The following is a 25426-nucleotide window of genomic DNA, read 5'->3' as shown; positions in this document are numbered from 1 at the left end:
CGCCATGTCGTCCCAGTCCACCCTGCAAGGTCTTTCCACCCAAGCCCGCGACGCCAAGAGCTGGCCGTTCGAGCAAGCGCGGCTTTTGCTTGAGCGCATCACGCGTCTGCGGCTCAACGGCGCCGAGCGCGACCTGGCCGCGACGCTGTTCGCCAGGGGCGAGTTCGCGCAAGCCGTGCAGACCCTGCCGGCGCTGGGCAAGCCCGTGCTGTTCGAGACCGGCTATGGCCCGTCGGGCTTGCCGCACGTCGGCACCTTTGGCGAAGTGGCGCGCACGACCATGGTGCGGACCGCCTTCCGGGCGCTGACTGAAGACGCCCTCCCGACCCGGCTGATCGCCTTTTCCGACGACATGGACGGGCTGCGGAAGGTCCCAGGCAACATCCCCAACCCGGAGTCGCTGGAGCCCTATCTGGAGATGCCGCTGACCGTGGTCCCCGACCCGTTCGGCACGCACGAGAGCTTCGGGGCGCACAACAACGCACGGCTGCGCGCCTTCCTGGATTCTTTCGGCTTCGAATACGAGTTCTATTCGGCGACGCAATGCTACCGGTCCGGCCAGTTCGACGCCGTGCTGCTGCGGGCCTTGGCCAGGCACGATGAGCTCCTGAAGGTGCTGCTGCCGACCTTCCGCGAGGAGCGGCAGGCGACCTATTCGCCGTTCCTGCCGATCAGCCCCAAGACCGGCAAGGTGCTGCAGGTCCCGACGCTCAGCTACAACGTGGACGCCGGCACCATCACCTTCGACGACCCTGACGGCGGCCCGACCGAGGTCCCGGTGACCGGCGGGGCGGTGAAGATGCAGTGGTACGCCGACTGGGCCACCCGCTGGGCGGCGCTGGGCGTCGACTACGAGATGGCCGGCAAGGACCTGATCGAGTCGGTGAAGCTGTCGGGGCGGCTGACCCGCATCCTCGGCGGCGAGGCGCCGGAGGGGTTCAACTACGAACTCTTCCTCGACGAGCACAACCAGAAGATCAGCAAGACCAAGGGCAACGGCTTTTCCATGGAGGAGTGGCTGCGCTACGCCACGCCGGAGAGCCTCGCCTATTACATGTTCCAGTCGCCGCGCTCGTCGAAGCGGCTCTATTTCGACGTCGCGCCCAAGGCGGCGGACGAATATCTGCAGCAGCTGGAGGCCTTCAACCGCAAGAAGGTCGAGGGATCGAACGAGACGCAGATCGACAATCCCGCCTGGCATGTCCACCGGGGCGCGCCGCCCGAGCATGGCTCGCCGGTCACCTTCGCGCTGCTTCTGAACCTGGTCTCCGCGGCCGACGCCTCGACCAAGGAGATCCTCTGGGGATTCCTGTCGCGCTATCTGCCGGGGGCTACGCCGGCCAGCGAGCCGCTGCTCGACCACCTGGCCGGCTATGCGATCAACTACTACGAGGACTTCGTGCGGCCCTCGAAGGTGTTCCGCGCGCCGACCGATCAGGAGCGCGCCGCGATTCTGGCGCTGGCCGCCAAGCTGAAGGCGCTGCCGGCCGACGCCGACGCCGAAGCCATCCAGAACGAGGTGTTCGAGGTCGGCAAGGCCGCCGGGTTCGAGCCGCTGCGTGCCTGGTTTTCCGCCCTCTACGAGGTGCTGCTGGGCCAGAGCCAGGGCCCACGCTTCGGCTCCTTCGTGGCGATCTTCGGCGTCGAGCGGACCTTGGCGCTGATCGAGAAGGCGCTGGCCGGCGAGCTCAGCGCTTAGGCCGCCAAGCGACGCGAGGCGCCGTTCAGCCGCAGCGGCAGGGTCTTCGGACCCCTAATGCCCAGGCGCTCGATCCATTCGACGCGGTCCGGCGTCGCCAGCGCCAGATCGGGGTAGCGGGCGTAGAGCGCGGTGAGCGCGACCTGGGTCTCCACCCGGGCCAGCTGTTGGCCCAGGCAGAAGTGGATGCCCGAGCTGAACACCAGATGCGGATTGGGGAAGCGGTCGAGCTGCAGCCGCTCGGGATGATCGAATTCGGCGGGGTCGCAATTGGCCGCGGCCACCTGGGCGACGATCAGTTCGCCGCGGCGCAGCGGCTGGCCGAAGAACTCGGTGTCGCTCGCGACGTAGCGGGGCTTGGTGAGCTGCACCGGCGAGGCATGGCGGGCGAGCTCCTCCACGGCGCGCTCCATCCGCGCCGCCGGATCGGCCAGCAGCCAGGCCTTCTGGTCGGGATGCTGTTCGAGGGCGACCACGGCGTCGGAGATCAGGTGGGTCGTGGTCTCGAAGCCGGCGATCAACAGCAGCACGATCATCGACATGAGCTCGTTCTCATCCAGCTTGTCGCCCTCGTGCTCGGCCCGGACCAGCTCGCCGATGAGGCCGGGCCGTGGATCGCGGCGGGCCGCTTCGACCTGGCCCTTCACATAGCCGATCATCTTGCTGAATGAGCCCATGGCCAGGACCAGGCTGAAGCTATTGGTCAGCGAGAGCGCGCGCCGCGCCATTTCGGCGAACTCATCGCGTTCCCGGTCGGGCAGGCCCAGCAGGTCGGCGATCACCGCCAGCGGCAGGCGCCGCGAATATTCCGCCGCGAGGTCGACGCTATCGCGGCCTTCGAAGCCGTCGAGCAGGCGCTCGGCGATGGTTTCGATGCTCGCGCGCATGGCCAGCACGTCGCGGCGGGCGAAGGCGGCGTCGACCAGCTTGCGCAGGCGGCGGTGATCCGGCTCGTCCTTCTGCAGCATGTTGTTGGCCAGCGCCCTGAGCGACTTGGGCATCCACCACTGGAAACCGGCGACGCCCGACTTGCCGGCATGCTCGCCTTCCTGAACGAACAGGCCGTTGTCCTTGACCATGGCGAGCGCTGCGGCGTGGGAGGTAGTGGCCCAGACGCTGCCCAGGAACGGAACCTTGACCGGCACCACCCGTCCGGCGGCGCGCATAGCCGCGTAGGTCGGGAGCGGATCGGCTTTGAAGGCCGCCGTGGTGATGTCGAAGCTGAGCGGATGGGCCAGGCGGCGAGCGGGCCGCGGGTCGGCAAAGGCTTGGCTGGTGGACGCGTGGGTCATGACGTGACCTTCCAAAAGAGCGCCGAATGACCGGATGACTCTTTACCGACCGACGGTCGGTCTGTAAAGTGCGAGCCTGATTTGATCGTCGGAACGAGGCGGATGGGCGAGGCGTCTGGGCGGCGTGTTCTAAAAGCGCCGGCCGTGCGGCGGGCGGAGCTGATCGACTGCGCGCAGGGCCTGTTCCTGACCCGCGGCTACGAGCGCACGACGATCAACGACGTGATCTCGGCGACCGGCCTGTCGAAGGGCGCCTTCTACCACCACTTCCGCGCCAAGGAGGATCTGCTGGAGGCGATCGCCCAGCGGTTCGCCCGCGAGAGCCTGGGCTTTATTCACGGGCTGCAGACCGACGCAGGATTGGACGCGCTGCAGCGGCTGAACCGGCTGCTCGCGCTGGGGCGCGATTGGAAGCGCGGGCACCTCGCCGAGCTGAAGGCGATGTTCACCACCCTGCTCAAACCCGAGAACGCGGTGCTCTACCACCGCATCGTCGAGGCCGCCTTCGCCGTGCTCGCGCCGGCGCTCGCCAGCATCATCGCCCAGGGCGAGGCGGAGGGCGTGTTCGACGCCGGCGATCCGCGCACGGCGGCCGACACCCTGCTGTGGCTGAGCAACGGCCGCCGGGGCCTGGTGATCACGGCGATGGCGACCGCCGAGACCGACGTCGACGCGGCCCTCAAGATGATCGTCGAGCGGGTGCGCGCCGAGGAGGCGATCACAAATCGAATCCTCGGACTGCCCCCAGGCAACGTCGACCTGCTGGGCCCGGAAACGGTGATCCAGGACATGCTCATCGACTGGAACGCCACCAGCGGATCTGGCCCATCGCCCGGCGCGAAGGGCGCCCCGACCGGCGTCAGCCGCATGGGCGCGGAACCCTAGAAATCCCCGTCGTCGTCCTCGCCGATCGGCATGCCGGGCGGAACCTCGACGCGCATCTTCGGATCGGCGAGCACGCGCTTCAGCTCCTCCTTGTCGCCGATCAGGCGGGTCAGGTAGAGCCGGGTCGCCCGGTCGGAGGGGTCGGCGCCCGGCGCGGCCTTCAGCTTGCCGGCCAGGTCGTCGAGCGCCTGGTCGATCTCGGCGGCGGCGCCCGGCGAGGTGGCGGCCTGGCGCGCCGCGGCGGCCAGTTCCAGCACCGTGCGGACCTGTACGCGCCGGGCGATCTCGGCGTAGCGGCCGGCGGCGGGCTTGAAGGCGGCGTCCAGCATCCGCCCCGCCAGTTCGCCGACGCCCGGCTGGTTGGCGTCCCGGCGGTGCTGGTCGACCAGGCGGTTCAGCCGCTCGGACGAGGTAAGCGCGTCCAACACCACGGCCGCGCCCACATCGGCGGCGGCCAGGCTGTCGTAGATCGAGCCGGCGGCGGTCGGGATGGTTTCGATGGTCGTCTGGCGGTCCGGCCGCCCCGACTGGCCCGACGACAGGATCGCGACCAGCCGCTCCGGCGTGTCCAGCGCCTCCGGCGTCATGGCGGCCAGCAGCGCAGCAATGGCCTGCCGCTGGCGATCGGCCGGGACCACCTTGGCCACGGCGCTGGCGTCGCCCTTGATCCCGTAGCCGAAATCGACGCCGCCCACCGACTTCGACGCCGCCTCGACCTGGTAGCGGTGCAGGAGGTAGATCGGCACATATTTGCGGCGCAACGCCTCCAGCGCCTCGCCAGGCCTAAGCGCGCGCTCGCCGAACTGGTCCAGCGCGACCTGGCGCACCGCCATCATCCGGTCGAGCTCGGCGATGGGGTCGGCGCCATCATCCCAGATCGCCCCGTCCGGATGGCCGGAGTTGACCGGCCGCGCGTCGTCGTCCTGCACGAAGCGCAGCTTCGCCGCGGCGGCCTTGGCCTTGTCGTCGAGAATCCTGCGCCCCGCCGCGCCCGCCGGGACCTCGCTGTAGAGCCAGTCGACGATGAATTTATCCCACTCGCCGATGTCCTTCCCATAGGCGTCGGAGAGGTCGATCTTGCCGTTGGTCAGTTTCACGCGCGGCGGCGGGTAGTCCATCACCGAGGTGCGCCCCTGGGTCGAGGCGCCGAAGTTGTGGGCGAAGCCCAGCGTGTGGCCGACTTCGTGCGCCGAGAGCTCGCGCAGGCGCGAAATCGAGACCTGCACCGGGTCGTTGGGCCCGCCCTTGCCGTCCTGGTCGGCGCCCACCAGGCCCTCGAAGATCAGCATGTCCTGCCGCACGCGCAGCGACCCCAGCAGCACCGAGCCCTTGACGATCTCGCCGGTGCGCGGGTCGGTGATCGACTGGCCGTAGGACCAGCCGCGGGTGGCGCGGTCCACCCAGTTGATGACGTTGTAGCGGACGTCCAGCGGGTCGGCGCCCTCCGGCATGATCTCCACGCGGTAGGCGTCCTTGAAGCCGGCGGCCTCGAAGGCCTTGGCCCACCACGACGCGCCCTGCAGGAGGGCGGTCTTCACCGGCTCCGGCGCGGCGCGGTCGACGTAATAGACGATGGGCTTCTTCACCGGCGACAGCGCCTTGCCCGGGTCGGTCTTCTCCAGCCGGTGGCGCGGCGCCAGGCGGATGGCGATGTCCTGATCCAGCGGCATCGAATAGTCGTAGACGATCGAATTGAAGCCGCCGGTGCGCGGGTCGGCGATGCGCGGCACGTAGCCCGGCTCCGGCAGCTTGATCAGGCTGTGGCGCACGGTGAGCGTGATCGACTTGGCCTCCGGGGCGATATTGCGCACCTCCGGCCCCGGGGTGTCGGAGGCGAAGGTCTGGCGAGCCTCGAACTCCAGGTTCAGCGGGAAGACCTTCACGGCCGACGGGTCGGCGACCGACAGGTCGGGGACCAGCTTGAAGCCGCGCTCGCCGTTGCGCTGCAGGTCGCCGGCGATGTCCTCCACGTCGCGGGTCAGGAAAGTGGAGAGGTCGACCAGCACCCGGCCGTCGGCCGTCAGGCCCTCGACCTTGCCGGCCCAGACCGTGGAGACGGCGAAGGCGTCGCGGGCGGCGGCGGCCTCGTCGGCCGAGCCGTGGGCGACGAAGCGCGGGTTTTCGTATTCGGCGATCACCTTGGCTCCGATCCGGCGGAAGACCAGGATCTTCGACTGGCTGACCCGGGCCCGGTCGAGGCCGATGGGCGCCGAGCCGAGGCCGGTCTTCAAGGCGGTCACATAGAGGAAGCGGCCGCTGACGCCGTCGGCGTCGGGCGCGGGCAGGGCGACCAGGATGCGGCCCTTCTCCTTGTCGACATAGGTCGGCAGCAGGCCGTCCTGACGGGCCAGGCCCGCGACCGCATCGGCGGGCTTGCCCCCTGCGCCTTGGGGCGCCTGAAAGGCCAAGGCCGGCGCCGCGGCCAACAGAAGAGCGGCGGCCGCCGCCGCGCCGAACAGTCCACGCTTCACGAAACCCATCCCCCGAAAAACCTTGAGCGCGCACACTAGGCGCAGGCTTCGCCCGCGGCCAAGCCACCAGCCCTCTCGTTCGGCAAGGAAACGTGAGGGGCGACGCTGCGTCAGCCGCCTTGACGTAAACGGAAAGGTGCCTTTACGGTGTCAATTACAGTGTAAGCCTTTCCACCTACAGCCCAGCGTCCCCGGGAGGACTTCGATGCCCACGGACCTACGCCGCCCCAACCGCACCTTCACGATCCGCCAGCTGTGCCTGGAGTTCAAATGCACGCCCAGGGCGCTGCGTTTCTACGAGGACAAGGGCCTGCTCGCGCCCGCCCGCGACGGCCTGAACCGCGTCTATTCCTATAAGGACCGCGCCCGCCTGCAGCTCATCCTGCGCGGCAAGCGGGTCGGCCTGGCGCTGGCGGAGATCGGCGAGATCCTCGATCTCTACGAGGTCGACGACGGCGGCGCCCAGCAGGCGGCCAAGTCGCTGCGCAAATTCCAGGAGCGGATCATTGCGCTGGAGCACCAGAAGGTCGACATCGACAACGCCATCAAGGAGCTGCGCGACGGCTGCGAAGTCCTGGAAGCGCGGCTGACGCAAACCCGGCCGGACCTGCTGCCCCGCGCGGCGGACTACGATCAGATGTTGCGCCGCAGGCTCGATGGCGTGGAACATAGCGAAGCGAAGTAGCCGCGCTCCCATCGCGGCTCAGGAAAAGAGACCGCGATGCCCTATCAGCCGCCCGTCCGCGACTACGCCTTCGTCCTGCGCGACCTGCTCGAGCTTGAGCGGTATGCGAACCTGCCGGCCTTCGCCGACGCGTCGATGGACACCGTCGACCAGATCCTTGAGGAGGCGGCGCGCTTCACCGCCGAGGTCCTGGCGCCGCTGAACAGCGTCGGCGACAAGGAAGGCTGCCACTGGGCGGCAGACAACAGCGTCACCACGCCCAAGGGCTTCAAGGAAGCCTACCGCCAGCTGGTCGACGGCGGCTGGCCTGGGCTGGGGTCGGACCCGGCCTATGGCGGCCAGGGCCTGCCGCATGTGGTCAACCTCGCCTTTTCGGAGATGAGCTCGGCGGCCAACATGGCGTTTTCCATGTATCCGGGCCTGACGCACGGCGCCTATTCGGCGATCCACGCGGCGGGGACCCAGGAGCAGAAGGACCTCTACCTGCCCAAGCTCGCCTCGTTCCAGTGGGGCGGGACCATGAACCTGACCGAGCCGCAGTGCGGCACGGACCTGGGCCTGCTGCGCACCAAGGCGGTTCCCCAGGTGGATGGGACCTACAGGATCTCGGGCCAGAAGATCTGGATTTCCAGCGGCGAGCACGACCTCACCGAGAACATCGTCCACCTGGTCCTGGCCCGCATCGAAGGGGCGCCGGCCGGCACGCGCGGGATAAGTCTCTTTATCGTACCCAAGTTCATTCCGGATGCGGACGGCAATCCGGGCGTGCGCAATTCGGTCAAGTGCCTGGGCCTGGAAGAGAAGATGGGCATCCACGGCAACGCCACCTGCGTGATCAGCCACGAAGAGGCGACCGGCTGGCTGATCGGCGAGGAGAACCGGGGCCTCTCGATCATGTTCATCATGATGAATGAGGCCCGCCTCGGCGTCGGAATGCAGGGGATCGCCCAGGCCGAGGCCGCCTACCAGGCCGCCGCCGAATTCGCCAAGGACCGCCTGCAGGGCCGCTCGCTCACCGGGCCGAAGAACCCCGACGGACCGGCCGATCCGATCATCGTCCACCCCGACGTGCGGCGGATGCTGATGGACGCCAAGGCGATCGTCCAGGGCGGCCGCGCCTTCCTGTTCTGGACCGCTCTGCACGGCGACCTGGCCGAGGCGAGCCCCGACGAGGCCGTGCGCCAGAAGGGCCACGACTACATGGCGCTGATGACGCCGGTGCTGAAGGGCTTCCTCACCGACCGCGGCTTCGCCGTCTGCTCCGACGCCATGCAGGTGCACGGCGGGTCCGGCTTCACCGAGCATTTCCCCGTCAGCCAGTACCTTCGCGATTGCCGCATCGCGCTGATCTACGAGGGGACCAACGGCATCCAGGCGCTGGACCTGGTGGGCCGCAAGCTCGCCGCCGAGGGCGGGCGAGGCGTCATGGGGTTCTTCGCCGAGCTCGACGGCTTCATCGCCGCCAACGACGCCGACGAGGATCTGAAGCCCTTCACCGAGGCCCTGGCGAAAGCCAAGGGCGAGCTGCAGGAGGCTACTATGTGGCTGATGCAGAACGGCCTCGCCAACCCCGACAACGCGGGCGCCGCGTCCACCGACTACCTGCACCTTTTCGGCCTGACCGCGCTTGCCTACATGTGGGCGATGATGGCCAAGACCGCGCAGGCCAAGATCGCCGCCGGGTCGAGCGACCCGCTCTATGCGGAAAAGCTCGCCGTCGGCCGCTACTACATCGCCCGCGTCCTGCCCGAAACCAGCTCGCGCCTGACCAAGCTGAAGACCGGCGCCGAGACCCTGATGGCCTTGCCGGCCGAAGCTTTCTGAGAGAGGCACGATGGGAACCTACCGCGCCACCGCCGACTGGAGCCTGAAGGACGGCGAGGACTTCGCCACCGGCCGCTACAGCCGTGGCCACGCGGTGGTGTTCGGCTCCGGCTTCGAAGCGCCCGGCACAGCCAGCCACCAGATCGTCGGCAACAAATGGTCGGTCCCGGGCGCCGTCGATCCCGAGGAGATGCTGGTCGGCGCCATCAACACCTGCCACATGCTGAGCTTCCTTCACATCGCCCGCGAGGCCGGCTTCAAGGTCACCCGCTACCGCGACGAGGCGGTGGGCGAGATGACCAGGCGCGAAGACGGCGAGATGTGGGTCAGCAAGGTGACCCTGCGCCCGCAGGTGACCTACGAGGGCCGGGCGCCAACCCCCGCCGAGCGCGACGAGATGCACCACGAGGCCCACCACATCTGCTTCATCGCCAATTCGGTGAAGACTGAGATCGTGGTGGAGGAGAAGGTCAGCGCGTGAGAGCCGCCGCGCTTCTCGCGTCCGCAGCCCTGGTCAGCCTTCCCGGGTCCGCCATGGCGCAGCCGGCTCCCGGCGACTGCCTTTTGACCCGCAGAATGGATTGGACCCAGGTGCGATCGGTCATCGATCGGTGCGTCCCGCTGGGCATGACCTATGACGATGTCGCGGGCCTGCTGGACAGGAGCCACGTGTCCCACGCCTACTCGCGACAGCTCTCGGAGATTGAATCATACCTCCCAGCGCCCAGCTTGTTCGCCCGCCTGGTCTTCAAGTCGCGGATCCTGATCCAGGTGCGATTCGACTCCCAGGGGCTCGTCGTCAGGCGTGACGTCTCACCGGTCAACGACTTCATCTAGCTGCTCAGTGTCACGGGCGGCGAGCCCTTCCGAAGGAACGCCGTCAATCGAGCGGTCAGCGCCGCCTGATCCTTCAGATCGCACTCCCAGATCGTCTCGACGCGCCAGCCGAGCGCCGCCAGCGACTCGCGCGCCTTGGCGTCGCGGTCCCGGTTGCGCGCGACCTTGCCGAGCCAATAATCTCGGTTCTGTTTTGGGACTCTGCCGCCACGGGCGCAGTCGTGGCCATGCCAGAAACACCCATGCACGAAGATCGCCAGCCGCCGGCCCGGCATGACGATGTCGGGCTTTCCCGGCAGGTCCTTGCGGTGCAGGCGGTAGCGGACGCCGAGTTTGGTCAGGGCCTTGCGGACGGCGATCTCCGGCGAGGTGTCCCTGCCCTTCACCCGGCGCATCACCGCCGAGCGCTTCTCTGGGGAGTAGACGTCGGTCACGAAAAACGCCTGGGTCCCCGCTTTCGCGGGGATGAGCGGAGTGGAAGGAGCACCGTGAGGTGCTTCCCGTTCATTGATCTCATGGTTGATGCGAGCCCGCCGGGTTCAGCAAGTCAAGGAGCGGCCCTTGGCCGCCCGCGCCGCGGCGCGCCTCCGGCGCGTCCTTGAGTTGCTGAACCCGGGGGGCAAACTGGCTGCCATGGGTTCTATGGCTCAGTCTGGCCGGAGCTCTTCGGGGGTCGGCCCCAGACGAAACACGCCGGTCAGCACATGGGCCGCGACCCGCCGCAGGGCCGGGGCTTGGGCGAGCGGAGCGAACAACCAGCGGCGAACGGCCGGACCCAGCCAGCCATGCGACTGGAAGAGCGGCGTCAGCGCCCGCGACATCAGCTGGTAGGGCGCCGTCTGCCCCCGCCGGCTTCTTTGATAGCGGGCCAGATGCTCGGGCGCCTCGACCCTCAGGCCCAGCTCCACCGCGTCCACGAGGCCAAGGTTGGCGCCCTGGCCCAGTTGCGGGCTGGTCCCATGGGCGGCGTCGCCGATGAGGACGAAGGCCCCAGCGGACCAGCGGCCGACGCTAACATCGCGATAGGTGGCGCGCGAGAAGTCCAGCGGCCCCGCGAACTGCGCCAACAGGGGCTCGGTCTCCGGCCAGATGACCAGAACCCGCGCCTGCCAGCCCGTCAGGTCGCCGGCGAAGAAATCGTCCATCTGCGATCGCGGCAGGGACCAGAAGACGCTGACGAGGTCCCGCGCGCCATCGGGACCCGCGCCGATGGGCAACACGCCAACCATGGTCGAGGCGCGGTCGTAACGCTGATGGAGCGCGCCGGAGAAGCGGCCATCGAGATCGCGGGCGTTGGCCCAGACCGCGCCCCACGGATAGAGCGGCGCGCGGCTGCGGGGCCGAAGCAGGCCGCGCAATTGGGAGGCCGAGCCGTCGGCGACCACGACCAGATCGAACGGTCCGTGGGCCCGTCCGACGGCGTCCGTCAGAGATGGCGACTCAAGGCGGTCGAAGCCGGTGACCTCGGCGCCGGTGCGAATCTCGATCCCTTCAGCCCTGGTTGCGTCATGCAGCAGTCCAAAGAGGCTGGCGCGGTGGATGCCAAGGCCGAAACCGCCCGGGCGCCAGGCGCCGTAGGACATGTTCATGGGCCGGCGCCCATTGAGGTCGCGGCCGTCCAGGCGTTCAACCCGTGCGCCCAGCGCCAGGGCAGGGTCCAACAGACCCAGACTCCGCAGAGCGGCTAGCCCCGAGGGCTGCAGCAACAGGCCCGAACCCATCGGGCGCGGCTGCTCGAAGGCCTCAAGGAGGGTTACCCTATGCCCGCGACGGTGAAGCGCCAGCGCCGCGGCGAGGCCCGCGACGCCGCAGCCGACGACCGCCGTCTTCAATCACAGCCCTTCGAACAGCGGGGTCGAAACGTAGCGTTCGGCGAAGCTGGGGATGATGGTGACGATCAGCTTGCCCTTCATGTCCTCGCGGCTGGCGACGTCGAAGGCGGCGGTGAGCGCGGCCCCCGACGAGATGCCGACCGGGATGCCTTCCTCGGCGGCCACGCGCCTGGCCATGGCGAAGCTGTCGTCGTTGGAGACCTGCACCACCTCGTCGATGATCTGGCGGTCGAGGATCGAGGGGACGAAGCCCGCGCCGATGCCCTGGATCTTGTGCGGTCCGGGCGGGCCTCCGGAGAGGATGGCGGAGGTTTCCGGCTCGACGGCGATCATCCGCACCGACGGCTTGCGGCTCTTCAGGACCTGGCCGACGCCGGTGATGGTGCCGCCGGTGCCCACGCCGGACACGACGGCGTCGACGGCGCCGCCGGTGTCGTTCCAGATCTCCTCGGCGGTGGAGACCCGGTGGATCAGCGGGTTGGCGACATTATCGAACTGCTGCGGCATCACCGCGCCCGGCGTCGCCGCGACGATCTCGCGGGCGCGGGCCACGGCGCCGGCCATGCCGCGCTCGGCGGGCGTGAGTTCCAGTTTCGCACCCAGGATCAGCAACATCTTGCGCCGCTCCATGGACATGCTCTCCGGCATCACCAGGATCAGCCGGTAGCCCTTGGCGGCGGCCACGAAGGCCAGCGCGATGCCGGTGTTGCCGCTGGTCGGTTCGACGATGATGCCGCCCGGCTTCAGGTCGCCCTTGGCCTCCATATATTCGACCATGGCCACGCCGATGCGGTCCTTCACCGAGGCGATCGGATTGAAGAACTCGAGCTTGGCGACCACCTCGCCCTTGGGCTTCAGCGCCGCGGTCAGCCGCGGCAGGCGCACGAGCGGCGTGTCGCCGACGGTGTCGAGGATGGAGTCGAAGATCTTGCCCCGGCCGGCCCGCCGGAAGCGGGCGGCGTCGTAGATCTTGTCGGGGGTGGCGTCGGCCATGCTGGGACCTCTTGGCGGGGCGATCCGCCCCTGGTTTCGGGGCGACCCTAAGACTTCCGGGTAGGATTGGAAGAGCCCGGCGCGGCTACTCGGCCGCCAGCACGGCGGCGCGCGCCAGCAACGGCTCCAGGATCTCCCGCGCCAGCCAGCGCACCACCGGCGCGGCCACGCCGTCGCCGGCGACGTGCAGGGCGGCGGTGGCGGCGCGCGGCAGGACGTAACTGTCGGGCAGGCCCATCAGCCGCGCCGCCTCCCGCGCGGTCAGCAGGCGGGTGCGGACGCCGCCGTCCTCCACCACCACGATCACCTGCCGCGAGGAGCCGCCGCGCGGCGTGCGCAGGCAGCCCGCCAGGCCGTCGAACCGCGCCTCGGCCCGTTGCACGCGGCGGCCCTCCTCGACCCGCATCCGCCGATAGACGGCGCCCACGGCGCGGTCGCCGCGCGTTCGGAACGCCTCCAGGCGCGCGCGATGCAGGGGCGCCATCAGCTCCAGCCAGCGGGCCGTGCGCGCCGCCGAATGCCAATCGACGTCGGCGTCCGGCTCCAGCAGGGCGGCGAGGTCGGTGTTGCGCGGCGGCGGCGCGGCGGCTCGCCACCAGACCCAGCGGGCGGCGAGGTCGGCCGGCAGGTTCGCCGCGGCGGCCTTCACCGCCCGGGTGTGGAAGGGGCTTGCGCCGGTCAGTCCCGGCGGAACCGCCTCACGGGTGGCGATCACGAAAATCCGCGGCCGTGACTGCGGAACGAACGCCGCCGCGTCGACCTCCAGAGCGCCGAAACTGTAGCCCTGGGCCGCCAGCGCCGCGCCGAGCGCGGCGAAGTCCCGCCCGCCGTGCGAGGTCAGCAGGCCGCTGACGTTCTCGATGACGATGACACGTGGCGCGCGCGCCTCGCCGGACAGGCCCTCGATCAGCCGCCAGAAGCCGAAGAAAGCGCCGGAGCGCCCGCCGGCCAGGCCCGCCCGCGCGCCGGCCAGGCTGAAATCCTGGCAAGGGCTCGACGCCCAGGCGAGGTCCGCCTGGCCCGGCAACCCATCGGCCGCCAGCCGCCAGACATCGCCCTCGTGGAAATGCCCCCCAAGATCAGGGGCGGCCGCATCGGGGAAATTGGCCCGATAGGTCGCGGCCTTCACCGGGTCGAAATCGTTGGCGAAGGCGCAGGTCCAGGCTTCGCCAAGGCCCAGCCTGGCCATCCCGCCGCCGGCGAAGAATTCGTAGAAGGAGAAGGGCGCCCGACTCATCGCGCCTTAGTCTAACCTGCGTCGCGCGATACCAAAGGCGAAGACCCCAGAAGACGAAGTCTGCTGGCGGACCCCTAGAGGACCCGAAACACGCCCATGCCCCGGCCGATCTCTCTCGCCGCTCCCCTGCTCGCGGCCCTGGCGCTCAGCGCCTGCGGCAATGACAAACCGCCGTCCACCGCGCCGCCGCCCGATACCGCCAGCAACTTCGCCCAGCCGTTCGACGCGCGGGGCTTCGATCCTGAGTGGGGGCTGAAAATCCGCGGCGGGCAGATCACGCTGACCCGCGCGGGCCAGCCGGACCTGGCGGGAACCGCGCCGGGCGCGGCGATCACGGACCATTCGGCGACCTGGACCGTGGCCCTGGCCGACCGCCAGACGATGAAGGTCAGCCTCTATGCGAGCAGCTGCACCGACGCGTCGAGCGGCGCGACCTATGGCTATTCCGCGGAGGTGACGCTCCCAGACGCCACCCCGCTCAGCGGCTGCGCCGGACCCCCGGCGGCTTCGGCGGCGGCCACGCCGGCAAAGCCCTAGCGCCGCCCGACCTCGAGCTGCTGAATCTGCGACCTGGGCTCGGTGTGCGAATGGGTCGCCGGCAGGCAGAAGCCGACGGCGACCGAGGCCGCGGCGGCCGCGGCCAGAAACATCTTAAGCGCCATGATGGGTCCCTCAACCGATCTCACGCGGGCCCATGGTCTAGCTTGTCGCGGTTAAATTCCGCGGAACAGGCATGCTGAATCCTTGGTGACCGGCGCCGGGGGCGCCGCGATCCCGCTTGACCGACCAGCCCTGCGAAGCGGCAAAATGGGATAAGGACCGCGGAGACGGCCTCCACCTGAGGGAATGCGCGATGGAAAAGGCTTACGACCTGGTGATCCGCGGCGGCAGCGTGGTCGACGGCTCGGGCGCCGCGCCCTTCGAGGGCGACGTGGCGGTGAAGGATGGCGCCATCGCCGCGGTCGGGCGCGTGAGCGGCGCTGGCGCGGAAGAGATCGACGCCCGCGGCCAGCTGGTGACCCCCGGCTTCGTCGACATCCACACCCACTACGATGGCCAGGCGACCTGGGACCAGCGGATGCAGCCCTCGTCCTGGCACGGGGTCACCACCGTGGTGATGGGCAACTGCGGCGTCGGCTTCGCGCCCTGCAAGCCCGCCGACCACGACCGGCTGATCCAGCTGATGGAAGGCGTCGAGGACATTCCCTTCCCGGTGCTCTCCGAGGGCCTGCCGTGGAACTGGGAGAGCTATCCTGACTATCTCGACGGCCTGGCCTCGCGGTCCTTCGACGTCGATGTGGCGAGCCAGCTGCCGCACGCGGCGCTGCGGGTGTTCGTGATGGGCGAACGCGGCGTGAACCGCGAGCCGGCGACGCAGGCCGATATCCACGCCATGGCGGCGATCGCCAAGCGGGCCATGGAGGCCGGCGCCATCGGTTTCGGGACCTCGCGGACGCTGAACCACCGCTCCTCCGACGGCTCGCCGATCGCCACGCTGACGGCCAGCGAGGACGAGCTGACCGGCATCGCCTTAGGCATGGCCGCGGCCAACAACGGCGCGGGCAAGGGCGTCCTGCAGGTGGTCAGCGACTTCAACGATCCCGAGGCCGAGTTCGACATGCTGCAGCGGATCGTCGCCGCCTCCGGCCGGCCGCTCTCCTATTCCCTGCTGCAGAGCCCGCGCGATCCGGAACAGTGGCGCTACATGCTGGAGCGGATGACCGCCGCCAAGGCGGCCGGCCTTTCGATGCGGGCCCAGGTCGCGACCCGGCCCGTGGGCGTGCTGTTCGGCTTCGAGCTGACCGCCAACCCGTTCAGCACCTATCCGACCTACCGCGAGATCAAGGACCTGCCGTTCGCCCAGCGCATCGCCCGCCTGCGCGACCCGGACTTCCGCGCCCGCCTGCTGGCCGACGATCCGGACAGTGCGCGGGCCCCGGGCCTCTCGCCGGCGCGGGCCTGGGAGCGCATCTTCCCTATGGGCCTGGAGAGCCCGGACTACGAGCCGACGGCGGAGACTTCCGTCGCCGCTATCGCCGCCGCCCGCGGCCTCGATCCGCGCGAGGTGGCGCTCGACCACATGCTGGACGGCGGGGCCGGCGGCGGGCGCGGCATGCTCTACCTGCCGCTGCTCAACTACGCCCAGAACAGCCTCGACCCCGCCTACCAGATGCTGCAGCACGACTGCGTGGTGCCTGGCCTGTCGGACGGCGGGGCGCACGTGGGCATGATCTGCGACGGCAGCTTCCCGACCACCAACATCGTCCACTGGACCCGCGACCGCACCCGGGGCCCGAAGCTCAGCATCGAGAAGATGGTCAAGGCCCAGTGCCGCGACACCGCCGAGACCGTCGGCCTGTTCGACCGCGGCCTGATCGCGCCCGGCTACCGCGCCGACCTCAATGTCATCGACTACGACCGGCTGAAGCTGAAGGCGCCGCAGGTGGCCTATGATCTGCCGTCAGGCGGCCGGCGGCTGATCCAGCGGGCTGAGGGCTATACCGCGACCATCGTCGCCGGCCAGGTCACCTACCGCGACGGCGAGCCCACCGACGCCCTGCCGGGCCGCCTGCTGCGCGGCGCGCAGGCGGCGCCGACGGCGATGGCGGCGGAGTAGGCGCCATGAACGACGTGACGCCCTTCCGGCCGGAGGTCCTGGAGACCGCCTGCGAATGGACCGCGCGCGACGTGGCCGACCCTTCGCGCTGGACCGAGCACCTGTCGCCCGCCGAGGTCGACGAGTTGGAAGCGGCGGTGGATCACGCCTTCGGCGTCTCCGACGACTTCCTGGCGATCGGCAAGGATCAGTTCCCGTTGCCGACGCTGGGCGCCCGGCTCAAGGCGATCGAGCGCGAGTTGATGGATGGGCGAGGCTTCGTGCTGATCCGCGGGCTGCCCCGCGAGCGCTGGTCCAACGACGAGATGAGCATGGCCTATTGGGGCGTCGGCGCGCACCTCGGCCGCCCATGGCCGCAGAACGCCAAGGGCCATCTGCTGGGCGACGTCACCGACCACGGCAAGGCCAAGGACGACCCCACCGCGCGCGGCAACGAGATCGGCCTCGTCGGCCTCGATTTCCACTGCGACGGCTCCGACCTTGTGGGTTTGATGTGCCTCAGGACCGGTATTTCCGGCGGCCGCTCTGCGGTCTGCAACTCGGTCGCCCTGCACAACCGGCTGGTCCGCGAGCGGCCGGACCTGGCCGCCGAGCTCTACAAGCCGCAGCCCTTCGACTACCGGGGCGAACAGGCGCCCGGGAAGCCCGGCTGGTACCTGATGCCGATCTTCACCCGCCACGGCGACCGCCTGTTCATCCGCCTGATCCGCCCCTACGTGCTGGCCTCCCAGCGCCACAAGGACGCGCCGCGCCTGACCAAGAAGGCCATCGCGGCGCTCACCTGGATGCAGGAGATGGCCGAGGGCGGCGACTATTCGGTGATCATGGATTTCCAGCCCGGCGACATGCAGTTCATCAACAATTACCACGTGCTGCACGGCCGCGAGCCCTACGAGGACGACCGCGCGACCGGCCAGATCCGGCACCTGAAGCGCCTGTGGCTGGAGACCGACGTGCTCGCCGACCGCCCGAAGATCTTCACCAACCACATGGGCAAGCACTGGGCGAAGAAACCGACCATCAGCCGGATGGACGCGGCGACCTAGGGCCCTTCGCCCCATAGCAATATGCGTGAGTCGCCCCCATAACCGGCCCATGCCGTCCGCCGTCGCCGAAGCCGAGACCGATCCCCTGCACGACGCGCGCGAGATCCTGCGGCGCACCTTTGGGCATCAGGAGTTCCGCGGCCTGCAGGGCGAGGTCATCGTCGAGGTGCTGGCGGGGCGCAGCGCCATGGCGGTGCTGCCGACCGGCGGCGGCAAGAGCCTCTGCTACCAGATCCCCAGCCTGATCCGCCCCGGTCTGGGCCTGGTGGTCTCGCCGCTGATCGCGCTGATGACCGATCAGGTGGCCGCCTTGCAACAGTCGGGCGTGGCCGCCGCGCGGCTCGATTCTAACATCGACCCGGCGGAAAAGGGCGAGATCTGGCGGCGCATCGAGGCCGGCGAACTGGACCTGCTCTACGTGTCGCCCGAAGGCCTGATGCAACCGTGGATGCTGGAGCGGCTGAGCCAGGTCCACTTAGCCCTGATCGCCATCGACGAGGCCCATTGCGTGAGCCAATGGGGCCACGACTTCCGGCCCGACTACCGCATGCTGGGGCGGCTTGCCGACCTCTTCCCCAACGTCCCGCGCCTGGCGGTGACCGCCACCGCCGACGCCCGCACGCGGGAGGATATCCGCAGCGAACTGCGGCTCGAACAGTCCGCCGAATTCGTCGCCAGTTTCGCCAGGCCGGAGCTGGTGCTGTCGGCGGAACGCAAGCGCGGCCAAGCCCACAAACGCGTCGTCGAACTGGTGACCGCGCGGCCGAACCGCTCGGGCGTCGTCTACGCCGGCAGCCGCGACAACACCGAAAAGCTCGCCCAGGCCCTGCGCGACGCCGGCGTGCCGGCCTTGGCCTATCACGCCGGCCTAGACCGCCAGCTGCGCATCGACCGCCTGGAGCAGTTCCTGCAGGCCGACGAGGCGGTGATGGTGGCGACCATCGCCTTTGGCATGGGGGTCGACAAGCCCGACGTCCGCTTCGTGATCCACGCCGATCCGCCAGCCTCGATCGAGGCCTACTGGCAGGAGATCGGCCGCGCCGGCCGCGACGGCGACCTCGCCGAAGGCATCACCCTCTACGGCGCGGCCGACATGAGCTGGGCGCTCCGCCGCATCGCCGAGCGCGATGTCGATGGGGCGGTGAAGCAGGTTCAGGTCGGCAAGGTGCGCCAGCTCTACGCGCTGCTGGACGGCACCGGCTGCCGCGCGGCGACGGTGCGGCGCTACTTCGGCGAAGAGGGCGTCGAGGCCTGCGGGCAGTGCGACCTCTGCACGGGACAGGTGGAGCTCTCCGACGCCACCGAGGCCGCCCAGAAGGCGCTGTCGGCGGCGCATCGCCTGGGCGGGCGCTATGGGCGTGGGCGGCTGGTCGACCACCTGCTGGCCAAGACCAAGGACGCATCCGACTTCGAGACGTCGCTCTCCACCTGGGGCATCGGGCAGGACCTTTCCGCCAACGCCTGGCGCGACCTGGTCGAGCAGCTGTTGTTCGAGGGCCTGCTGCGCGAGGATCCCAACGACGGCCGCCCGCTGGTCGGCGTGGGCGACGCGGCGGCGGTGAAGGCGGTCTTCCGCGGCGAGCGGCGCGTGCAGATCCAGACCCGCCACGAGGCGCCGGCCAGCCGGACCCGCAAGGCCAGAAAAACCTCCCGCGAGGCGCTGGTCACCGCGCCTTCAGATCAAGCCCTGTTCGAAGCGCTCCGCGCCTGGCGCTCCCGCGAGGCCAAGAGCCAGCACGTGCCGCCCTACGTCATCTTCCACGACCGGACCCTGGCCGAGATCGCCGCCGTGAAGCCGGGCTCCCGCGCGGCCCTGGAACGCGTCAACGGCGTCGGCGAAGGCAAGCTCGCCCGCTACGGCGAGGCGGTCCTGGAGGTGGTGGGGGCCTTCGCCTAGGGCTGGGCGGCCTTGGCTGAAGGCAGTGGCGGGGGCGGCGGGCCGCAGCGCTTGACCTCGCCGGCCTTGCACGCCGCCACGTCGGCCTTCCAGGCCACGACCTGCCTGTCGTAGTCCGCCTGGGACTTGGCGTTGGCCGCGTTCTGGGCCGCGATCTGGGCCTGATAGTCCGCCATGGATTTGGCGTAGGCGGCCGTGGCGGCGTCGTTGCGCGCCTGCACCTCGCGGTTCTTGCGATTGACCTCGACGTTGAGCGCGTTGGAGCGCCGGTTCTGGTCGGCGAGCTCGGCGGCGCTCGCCAGCTTCGCGGCGAGCGCCTCGTCGGTGGCCGGCGGCTGAGCCGGCGCCGCGGTCGGTGATTGGGCGAAGGTCGGCGTCGCCAGGGCTACGGCGAACTGGGCGGCGGCGATGAGGGCGATGCAGGTCCGGCGCATCGAAGGCTCCCAAGCTTGGCTATAGCCAATATGGGAGCCTCTGATGGCGAGTTTTAGACGTCCACCTCCGCGTCGAGCGCATTTTCCTGGATGAACTCGCGGCGCGGCTCGACCAGGTCGCCCATCAGGCGGCTGAACATGTCGCTGGCGTCGTCCAGGTGATTGACCTTGACCTGCAGCAGGGTGCGCGCGTCGGCGTCGAGCGTGGTTTCCCACAGCTGGTCGGCGTTCATCTCGCCCAGGCCCTTGTAGCGCTGGATCGCGAGGCCGCGGCGGCCGTTGTCCATCACCGCATTGACCAGGTCGATGGGGCCGCGGACCACGGTGGCGCGGTCGCGCCGCGTGAAGGTCGCCCGGCCGGCGAAGATCTCCGCCAGCTCCTTCGACCGTTCCGCCAGGCGGCGCGCGTCGGCGGCGTGCAGCAGCAGTTCGTCCAGCACGATGCGCTCGGAAACCCCGCGCTTCACCCGGCTGAAGACGTAGCTGTTGGCCTCACCCGGCGCGCCGGTCCATTGGCCGTCGCCCTCCTCGGCATAGAGGTCGAGGCGGGCGGCCGCCTTCATCGGATCGCCGCCGGGCGCGAGCAGGCCGGCCAGCGCCGACTGCTCGATGGCGAAGGCCGGCGCGCGCGCGGCCAGCCGCTCGACGTTGGCCTTGGCCCCGCGCGCGGTCTGCACCATGGCGAGCAGGTCCGCGCCGGTGATCCTCTGGCCGTCGGAGAGGTCGAGCGTCGCGCCGTCGACGCCTTCGTCGATCAGATAGATCTCAAGCTCGGCGTCGTCCTTGAGGTAGCGGACCGACTTGCCCTTCGAGGCCTTATAGAGCGGCGGCTGGGCGATATAGAGGTAGCCGCGCTCGATCACCTCCGGCATCTGCCGGTAGAAGAAGGTGAGCAACAGGGTCCGGATGTGCGCGCCGTCCACGTCGGCGTCGGTCATCAGGACGATCTTGTGGTAGCGGATCTTCTCGATATCGAAGTCTTCGCGGCCGATGCCGGCGCCCAACGCCGTGATCAGGGTGCCGATCTGCTCGGACCCCAGCATCTTGTCGAAACGGGCGCGCTCGACGTTGAGGATCTTGCCGCGCAGGGGCAGGATCGCCTGGTTGTCGCGGTTGCGGGCCTGTTTGGCCGAGCCGCCGGCGGAATCGCCCTCGACGATGAAGATCTCCGACTTGGCCGGGTCCTTCTCGGCGCAATCGGCGAGCTTGCCGGGGAGGGATGAGATGTCCAGCGCCGACTTGCGGCGCGTCAGCTCGCGGGCCTTGCGCGCCGCCTCCCGGGCCGCCGCCGCCTCGGCGATCTTCTGGACGATCAGCCGCGCTTCGTTGGGATGCTCCTCGAACCAGGAGCCCAGGCCCTCGCCGACCAGGCCTTCCACGGCCGGGCGCACCTCGGAGGAGACCAGCTTGTCCTTGGTCTGGGAGGAGAACTTGGGGTCCGGCACCTTGACCGAAAGCACGCAGGTCAGGCCCTCGCGCGCGTCCTCGCCGCCGACCGAGACCTTCTCGCGCTTGGCCGCGCCGGAGCTCTCGGCATAGCCGGTGATGATCCGCGTTAGCGCCGAGCGGAAGGCCGCCAGGTGGGTGCCGCCATCCCGCTGCGGGATGTTGTTGGTGAAGCACAGCACGTTCTCGTGGTAGCTGTCGTTCCACCACAGCGACATGTCGAGTTCGACGTTCTCACGCTTGCCGCGGATGACGATCGGCTCTTTCAGCAGTGAGGTCTTGGCGGCGTCCAGGTGGCGCACGAAGGCCTCGATGCCGCCCTCGTAGTGCATGACCTCGACGAACGGCTGGGCGCCCCGGTTGTCCTTCAGCCAGATGGTGACGCCGGAGTTCAGGAAGGCGAGCTCGCGCAGGCGGTGCTCCAACGTCTTCACATCGAAATCGATGAAGGCGAAGGTGTCGGTCGACGGCAGGAAGGTGACCTCGGTCCCTGACAGGGGCTCGCCGTTCTCGCGCATCGGCGCGACGCCGGTCTCCTTGAGCGGCGCGACCGCGTCGCCGTGCCGGAATTCCATCTCGTAGGACTTGCCGCCGCGATAGATCTTCAGCTTCAGGAATTGCGAGAGCGCGTTGACCACCGATACGCCCACGCCGTGCAGCCCGCCGGAGACCTTGTAGGAATTCTGGTCGAATTTCCCGCCGGCGTGCAGCTGGGTCATGATGACCTCGGCCGCCGAGATGCCCTCGCCCTCGTGGATGTCCACCGGGATGCCGCGGCCGTCGTCGGTCACCGTGCAGGAGCCGTCGGCGTTGAGGATCACCTCCACCCGCGTCGCCCAGCCGGCCAGGGTCTCGTCGATGGCGTTGTCGACCACCTCATAGACCATGTGGTGCAGGCCCGAGCCGTCGTCGGTGTCGCCGATATACATGCCCGGCCGCTTGCGCACCGCGTCCAGGCCCTTCAGGACCTTGATGCTCTCCGCGCCATAGTCGTCCTGGCCGTTGTTCTCGGGCGTCGGGCCGTCCCCTGAAATTTTGGGGCCGTGGGGGTCGTCGATGTCTTCGCTCATTTAGGATCCAGCTGAGTCAGGCCTGAAGCGTCTACGCGCACGCCCTGAGCCCGTCCTTTCAGGTCTTCGAAGAGGTGCTCATCGGTTCCGGTCAGGAAGGCCTGGAGCCCGAGCGCCTCGATTTCGTCGAACAGCGCGGCCCGCCGGGTGCGGTCCAGATGCGCTGCGACTTCGTCCAGCAACAATATAGGGCTTGGCGCTGATTCTGCACGCGAAAGGCGCGCGGATTGAGCCAGGACCAGGTTCAAAATCAGCGCTTTCTGCTCGCCGGTCGAACATTCCGCGGCCGGACGGTCCTTTTCGGCGTGGATCACCGCCAGATCGCCCCGGTGCGGACCGGTCAGCGCCCGGCCGGCGGCGGCGTCGCGGGGCCGCGCGGCGGCGAGCGCGGCGGCCAGTTTCGCCTCGATGTCGGCGATCTCGGCCCCGGCCGCGGCCATCTGCTCCCACTCGCCGGTCAGCGTGAGCCTCGCCTGTGGGAACGGCCGCTCGCCCCGCCCGTCGATCTCAGCCTGAAGCGCCGTGAGCGTCGTCGCGCGAGCCTCGGCCATCAGGGCGCCGGATTCGGCGAGCCTCGCCTCCAGCGCGTCGAGCCAGGCCGCGTCGGGCGGCCCCGCTTCATCGGTCAGCAGGCGCATGCGTTCCCGTTGCGACTTCTCGTAGGCCTGAGCGTGGGCGGCGTGGCGCGGGATGGCGGCGAACACCAGCCGGTCGAAGAAGCGGCGCCGATCGCTGGCGCCCTCCAGGAACAGGCGGTCCTGCGCCGGGGTGAGCCAGACCTGGCGCAGGTGGTCGGCGAGCCTTCCGGGCGGAAGGGTCTCGCCGGCGATCCTGACCGTGCGCCGGGCGGCGCCGGGGGTCTCGACGCCGGTGCCAAGCTGGGTCTCCTCGCCGTCCGCCGACACGACGGCGGCCACAGTCCAGGCGCGGCCCAGGGCCTCGCCCGGCAGCCGCCGGCCGACCTCGGCCAAGGGCGATCCGCGCAGGCCGCGCCCCGGCGTGAACAGGCTGACCGCCTCCAGCAGGTTGGTCTTCCCCGCCCCGTTCGGCCCGACCAGATAGACCGGGCGCCCATCCAGCATCAGGTCCGCCCGCGCATAGGAGCGGAAGTCGGTCAGGGTCAGGCGGGAAAGGGCCGTATGAGTGTGGGCGTGGGCGGTCACCGCGGGGTCATACAGGGTTTCGCAGTTCGGCGCGAAGCACGTCGAGGTCCGGAAACCGCCAGGCGAGCAGTTGTCACAGGGCCCACGCACCCTACGTCTAGCCTGCAGACCGGACGGAGGGGATCATGGATCAGAAGACCAAGGCCGAGGCGTTCGCCGCCCTGCACCACACCGGCGAGATCCTGATCCTGCCCAACGCCTGGGACGGCGCGAGCGCGGCGGTGATGGCCGACGCGGGCGCCAAGGCGGTGGCGACGTCCTCGGCGGCGGTGGCGTGGAGCCACGGCTATCCGGACGGCGACCTGCTGCCGCTCAACCTGCTCCTGGAGACCATCACCGCGGTGGCCCGCGCGGCCGGCGACACGCCTGTGACCGCCGACATCGAGGGCGGCTACACCGACGACCTCGACCGGCTCGCCGAAACCGTCCGGGCGGTGATCGGCGCGGGCGCGGTCGGCATCAATCTCGAAGACGGCGCGCGGACCCCGGACCTGCACGCCCGCAAGATCGAGGCGGCGCGAAAGGCGGCCGATGCGGCGGGCGTGCCACTGTTCATCAACGCGCGCACCGACGTCTATCTGAAGGGCCTGGCCGAGGGCCACGCGGCCTATGTGGAGACCGTCGCCCGGGCCGAGCGCTACCGGGACGCCGGGGCCAGCGGCGTCTTCGTGCCGGGGCCCTCGGACCCGGACCTGATCGGCAGGCTGGCCGACGAGATCAAGCTGCCGCTCAACATCATGCTGCTGCCGGGGCTCGCCAAGGCCGCCCAGCTGCAGGCCCTGGGCGTGCGGCGCGTGAGCTCGGCCACCGCGCCCTTCCGCATGGCCTACGCCAATGTCGCCAACGCCACCGCGGCCTTCCTTAGCGACGGCGATCCGGCGGCCTTCGCGGCGGATGCGACCCGGCTGGGCAATCTCAACAAGCGGTTCGAGAGCTGGACAAGCTAACTCCCGTGTCATCCCGGAATCGGCGCAGCCGATGTCCGGGACCCATAGACACCGGGTCCGAAGGCGAAGCGCCGCGGCGACGGTCGATCTAAATCCCCGCAGCCCGCGTCGATGGGTCCCGGTCTTGGCGTACCGCCAAACCGGGATGACACTGAGTGTGGGTGGCGGCTAACGTCGCCGCATGCCCGCCGACCCGAAAGCGCTCGCCGAAATCCTCGGCCTGGATACGCCGCTGCAGGTGGCCGATATCGGCGCGGCCGACATCGCCGAGGCGCCGCCCTACCGCGTGCTGCTGGACGCGGGGCTGGCGCGGCTCAACGCCTTCGACGCCGACGTCCGCCAGCACGAAAAGCTGCGCGCGACCTACGGCGAGGCGCTGGCGCTGTTCACCGACATCATCGGCGATGGGACGCAGCAGACCCTGCACCTGGCCTCGCCCGCGTCCGGCATGACCTCGCTGCTGAAGCCGGACGCCCGGCGCCTGGAGTTCTTCAACGGCTTCGACGTCTTCGGCCAGGTCCAGGGCACGGAGCCGGTGCAGACCACGCGTCTCGACGATGTCGCCGGCCTGCCGGACCTCGACTTCCTGAAGATGGACATCCAGGGCGGCGAGCTGCAGGCGCTGGAGCACGGCCAGGCGCGCCTGGCGCGCTGCGCCATGATCCACCTGGAGGTCTCCTTCGTGCCGCTCTACGAGGGCCAGCCGAGCTTTGGGGAGATCGACGTCTGGATGCGGGCGCACGGCTTCATCCCGCACCGGTTCACCGAGGTGAAGCGCTGGTCGGTGTCGCCGATCACCCGCAACAGCGACATCCGCACCCCGTTCAACCAGCTGCTCGAGGCCGACATCGTCTACGCCCGCGACCTGATCGACCCTGGGCTCGACGCCACCCTGCTGAAGAAGACAGCGCTCCTGGCCCACGCCTGCTACGACAGCCCCGACCTGGCCGGCCATATCATCGCCCGCCTCGAGGTCGCCGGTCAGATCGCGGGCGGCGCGTTCGCGAAATATCTGGGCGTGCTCGGCGTGAAGACCTGAGCGCGGTAGCGG

The 25426-nt window shown here is 69.6% G+C and carries 22 protein-coding genes; 12 read left to right on the top strand and 10 right to left on the bottom strand.

The features are described 5' to 3' along the window. Positions 1 to 4: 4 nt before the first annotated feature. Positions 5 to 1699: a lysine--tRNA ligase gene (locus VKQ35_RS16595; RefSeq protein WP_324363608.1), complete on the top strand. Its 1695-nt coding sequence runs from the start codon at positions 5 to 7 to the stop codon at positions 1697 to 1699. Here VKQ35_RS16595 and VKQ35_RS16590 read toward each other — a convergent pair. After that, positions 1696 to 2991, bottom strand: a complete 1296-nt coding sequence (locus tag VKQ35_RS16590) for a cytochrome P450 (RefSeq protein WP_324363606.1) — start codon at positions 2989 to 2991, stop codon at positions 1696 to 1698. The genes VKQ35_RS16595 and VKQ35_RS16590 overlap by 4 nt on opposite strands. Positions 2992 to 3135: 144 nt before the next feature. Between VKQ35_RS16590 and VKQ35_RS16585 the strand changes: the two genes are divergently transcribed. Then, positions 3136 to 3876: a TetR/AcrR family transcriptional regulator gene (locus VKQ35_RS16585; RefSeq protein ID WP_324363604.1), complete on the top strand. Its 741-nt coding sequence runs from the start codon at positions 3136 to 3138 to the stop codon at positions 3874 to 3876. On the opposite strand, the gene VKQ35_RS16580 is transcribed toward VKQ35_RS16585, so the two are convergent. Then, positions 3873 to 6356 carry a zinc-dependent metalloprotease gene (locus VKQ35_RS16580; RefSeq protein ID WP_414692357.1) on the bottom strand — a complete coding sequence of 828 codons (2484 nt, stop codon included), beginning with the start codon at positions 6354 to 6356 and terminating at the stop codon, positions 3873 to 3875. The genes VKQ35_RS16585 and VKQ35_RS16580 overlap by 4 nt on opposite strands. A gap of 196 nt (positions 6357 to 6552) precedes the next feature. Between VKQ35_RS16580 and VKQ35_RS16575 the strand changes: the two genes are divergently transcribed. The 4 genes from VKQ35_RS16575 to VKQ35_RS16560 all read left to right on the top strand — a co-directional run bounded on the left by VKQ35_RS16575 (position 6553) and on the right by VKQ35_RS16560 (position 9693). After that, entirely contained in the window at positions 6553 to 7032 is a 480-nt protein-coding gene (locus VKQ35_RS16575) for a MerR family DNA-binding transcriptional regulator (protein ID WP_324363600.1), read from the top strand. A gap of 36 nt (positions 7033 to 7068) precedes the next feature. Then, complete coding sequence (locus VKQ35_RS16570; RefSeq protein ID WP_324363598.1) at positions 7069 to 8856, top strand: acyl-CoA dehydrogenase C-terminal domain-containing protein; 1788 nt, start codon at positions 7069 to 7071, stop codon at positions 8854 to 8856. A 10-nt stretch (positions 8857 to 8866) separates the two neighbouring features. Beyond that, entirely contained in the window at positions 8867 to 9337 is a 471-nt protein-coding gene (locus tag VKQ35_RS16565; RefSeq protein WP_324363596.1) for an OsmC family protein, read from the top strand. 95 nt (positions 9338 to 9432) lie between these two features. After that, on the top strand, positions 9433 to 9693 hold the full coding sequence (locus tag VKQ35_RS16560; protein WP_324363594.1) for a hypothetical protein: 261 nt from the start codon (positions 9433 to 9435) through the stop codon (positions 9691 to 9693). On the opposite strand, the gene VKQ35_RS16555 is transcribed toward VKQ35_RS16560, so the two are convergent. The 4 genes from VKQ35_RS16555 to VKQ35_RS16540 all read right to left on the bottom strand — a co-directional run bounded on the left by VKQ35_RS16555 (position 9690) and on the right by VKQ35_RS16540 (position 13755). Continuing rightward, a complete protein-coding gene (locus VKQ35_RS16555; protein WP_324363592.1) occupies positions 9690 to 10127 on the bottom strand; it encodes a DNA mismatch endonuclease Vsr in 438 nt (145 codons plus the stop codon). The genes VKQ35_RS16560 and VKQ35_RS16555 overlap by 4 nt on opposite strands. A 213-nt stretch (positions 10128 to 10340) precedes the next feature. Continuing rightward, positions 10341 to 11525 (bottom strand): NAD(P)/FAD-dependent oxidoreductase, encoded by a 1185-nt coding sequence (locus VKQ35_RS16550; RefSeq protein WP_324363590.1) that lies wholly within the window; start codon positions 11523 to 11525, stop codon positions 10341 to 10343. Then, positions 11526 to 12518 carry a cysteine synthase A gene (cysK, locus tag VKQ35_RS16545; protein WP_324363588.1) on the bottom strand — a complete coding sequence of 331 codons (993 nt, stop codon included), beginning with the start codon at positions 12516 to 12518 and terminating at the stop codon, positions 11526 to 11528. An 85-nt stretch (positions 12519 to 12603) separates the two neighbouring features. Then, a complete protein-coding gene (locus VKQ35_RS16540; protein ID WP_324363586.1) occupies positions 12604 to 13755 on the bottom strand; it encodes a DNA cytosine methyltransferase in 1152 nt (383 codons plus the stop codon). Between the two features lie 96 nt (positions 13756 to 13851). Between VKQ35_RS16540 and VKQ35_RS16535 the strand changes: the two genes are divergently transcribed. After that, the gene (locus VKQ35_RS16535; RefSeq protein ID WP_324363584.1) at positions 13852 to 14292 is read left to right on the top strand and encodes a hypothetical protein; all 441 of its coding nucleotides are present in this window, start codon (positions 13852 to 13854) and stop codon (positions 14290 to 14292) included. Here VKQ35_RS16535 and VKQ35_RS16530 read toward each other — a convergent pair. Further along, positions 14289 to 14417 (bottom strand): hypothetical protein, encoded by a 129-nt coding sequence (locus VKQ35_RS16530; protein WP_324363582.1) that lies wholly within the window; start codon positions 14415 to 14417, stop codon positions 14289 to 14291. The two genes, VKQ35_RS16535 and VKQ35_RS16530, sit on opposite strands and share 4 nt — an antisense overlap. A gap of 191 nt (positions 14418 to 14608) precedes the next feature. Between VKQ35_RS16530 and VKQ35_RS16525 the strand changes: the two genes are divergently transcribed. The 3 genes from VKQ35_RS16525 to recQ are packed head-to-tail and all read left to right on the top strand — an operon-like array spanning position 14609 to position 19315. Further along, positions 14609 to 16372, top strand: coding sequence for an N-acyl-D-amino-acid deacylase family protein (locus tag VKQ35_RS16525; protein WP_324363580.1), 1764 nt, complete (start codon positions 14609 to 14611; stop codon positions 16370 to 16372). 5 nt (positions 16373 to 16377) lie between these two features. Further along, a complete protein-coding gene (locus VKQ35_RS16520) occupies positions 16378 to 17418 on the top strand; it encodes a TauD/TfdA family dioxygenase (protein ID WP_324363578.1) in 1041 nt (346 codons plus the stop codon). A gap of 49 nt (positions 17419 to 17467) precedes the next feature. Then, the gene (recQ, locus tag VKQ35_RS16515) at positions 17468 to 19315 is read left to right on the top strand and encodes a DNA helicase RecQ (RefSeq protein ID WP_324363576.1); all 1848 of its coding nucleotides are present in this window, start codon (positions 17468 to 17470) and stop codon (positions 19313 to 19315) included. Here recQ and VKQ35_RS16510 read toward each other — a convergent pair. Genes VKQ35_RS16510 through recF form a run of 3 tightly spaced genes read right to left on the bottom strand, consistent with a single transcriptional unit; the run spans position 19312 to position 23428 of the window. Further along, complete coding sequence (locus VKQ35_RS16510; protein ID WP_324363574.1) at positions 19312 to 19749, bottom strand: hypothetical protein; 438 nt, start codon at positions 19747 to 19749, stop codon at positions 19312 to 19314. The two genes, recQ and VKQ35_RS16510, sit on opposite strands and share 4 nt — an antisense overlap. Before the next feature lie 53 nt (positions 19750 to 19802). Next, on the bottom strand, positions 19803 to 22265 hold the full coding sequence (gene gyrB / locus VKQ35_RS16505; RefSeq protein WP_324363572.1) for a DNA topoisomerase (ATP-hydrolyzing) subunit B: 2463 nt from the start codon (positions 22263 to 22265) through the stop codon (positions 19803 to 19805). Beyond that, on the bottom strand, positions 22262 to 23428 hold the full coding sequence (gene recF, locus VKQ35_RS16500; RefSeq protein ID WP_324363570.1) for a DNA replication/repair protein RecF: 1167 nt from the start codon (positions 23426 to 23428) through the stop codon (positions 22262 to 22264). Before recF ends, gyrB begins: the two co-directional genes overlap by 4 nt. A gap of 125 nt (positions 23429 to 23553) precedes the next feature. Between recF and VKQ35_RS16495 the strand changes: the two genes are divergently transcribed. Both VKQ35_RS16495 and VKQ35_RS16490 read left to right on the top strand, forming a co-directional pair. Continuing rightward, positions 23554 to 24375 carry an isocitrate lyase/phosphoenolpyruvate mutase family protein gene (locus tag VKQ35_RS16495; protein WP_324363568.1) on the top strand — a complete coding sequence of 274 codons (822 nt, stop codon included), beginning with the start codon at positions 23554 to 23556 and terminating at the stop codon, positions 24373 to 24375. A 181-nt stretch (positions 24376 to 24556) separates the two neighbouring features. Next, entirely contained in the window at positions 24557 to 25414 is an 858-nt protein-coding gene (locus VKQ35_RS16490; protein ID WP_324363566.1) for an FkbM family methyltransferase, read from the top strand. The last annotated feature ends 12 nt before the right edge of the window (positions 25415 to 25426 follow it).

Source organism: Phenylobacterium sp. (assembly GCF_035309685.1).
Classification (GTDB): domain Bacteria; phylum Pseudomonadota; class Alphaproteobacteria; order Caulobacterales; family Caulobacteraceae; genus Phenylobacterium.
This window is presented reverse-complemented; position numbering and strand designations above follow the sequence as displayed.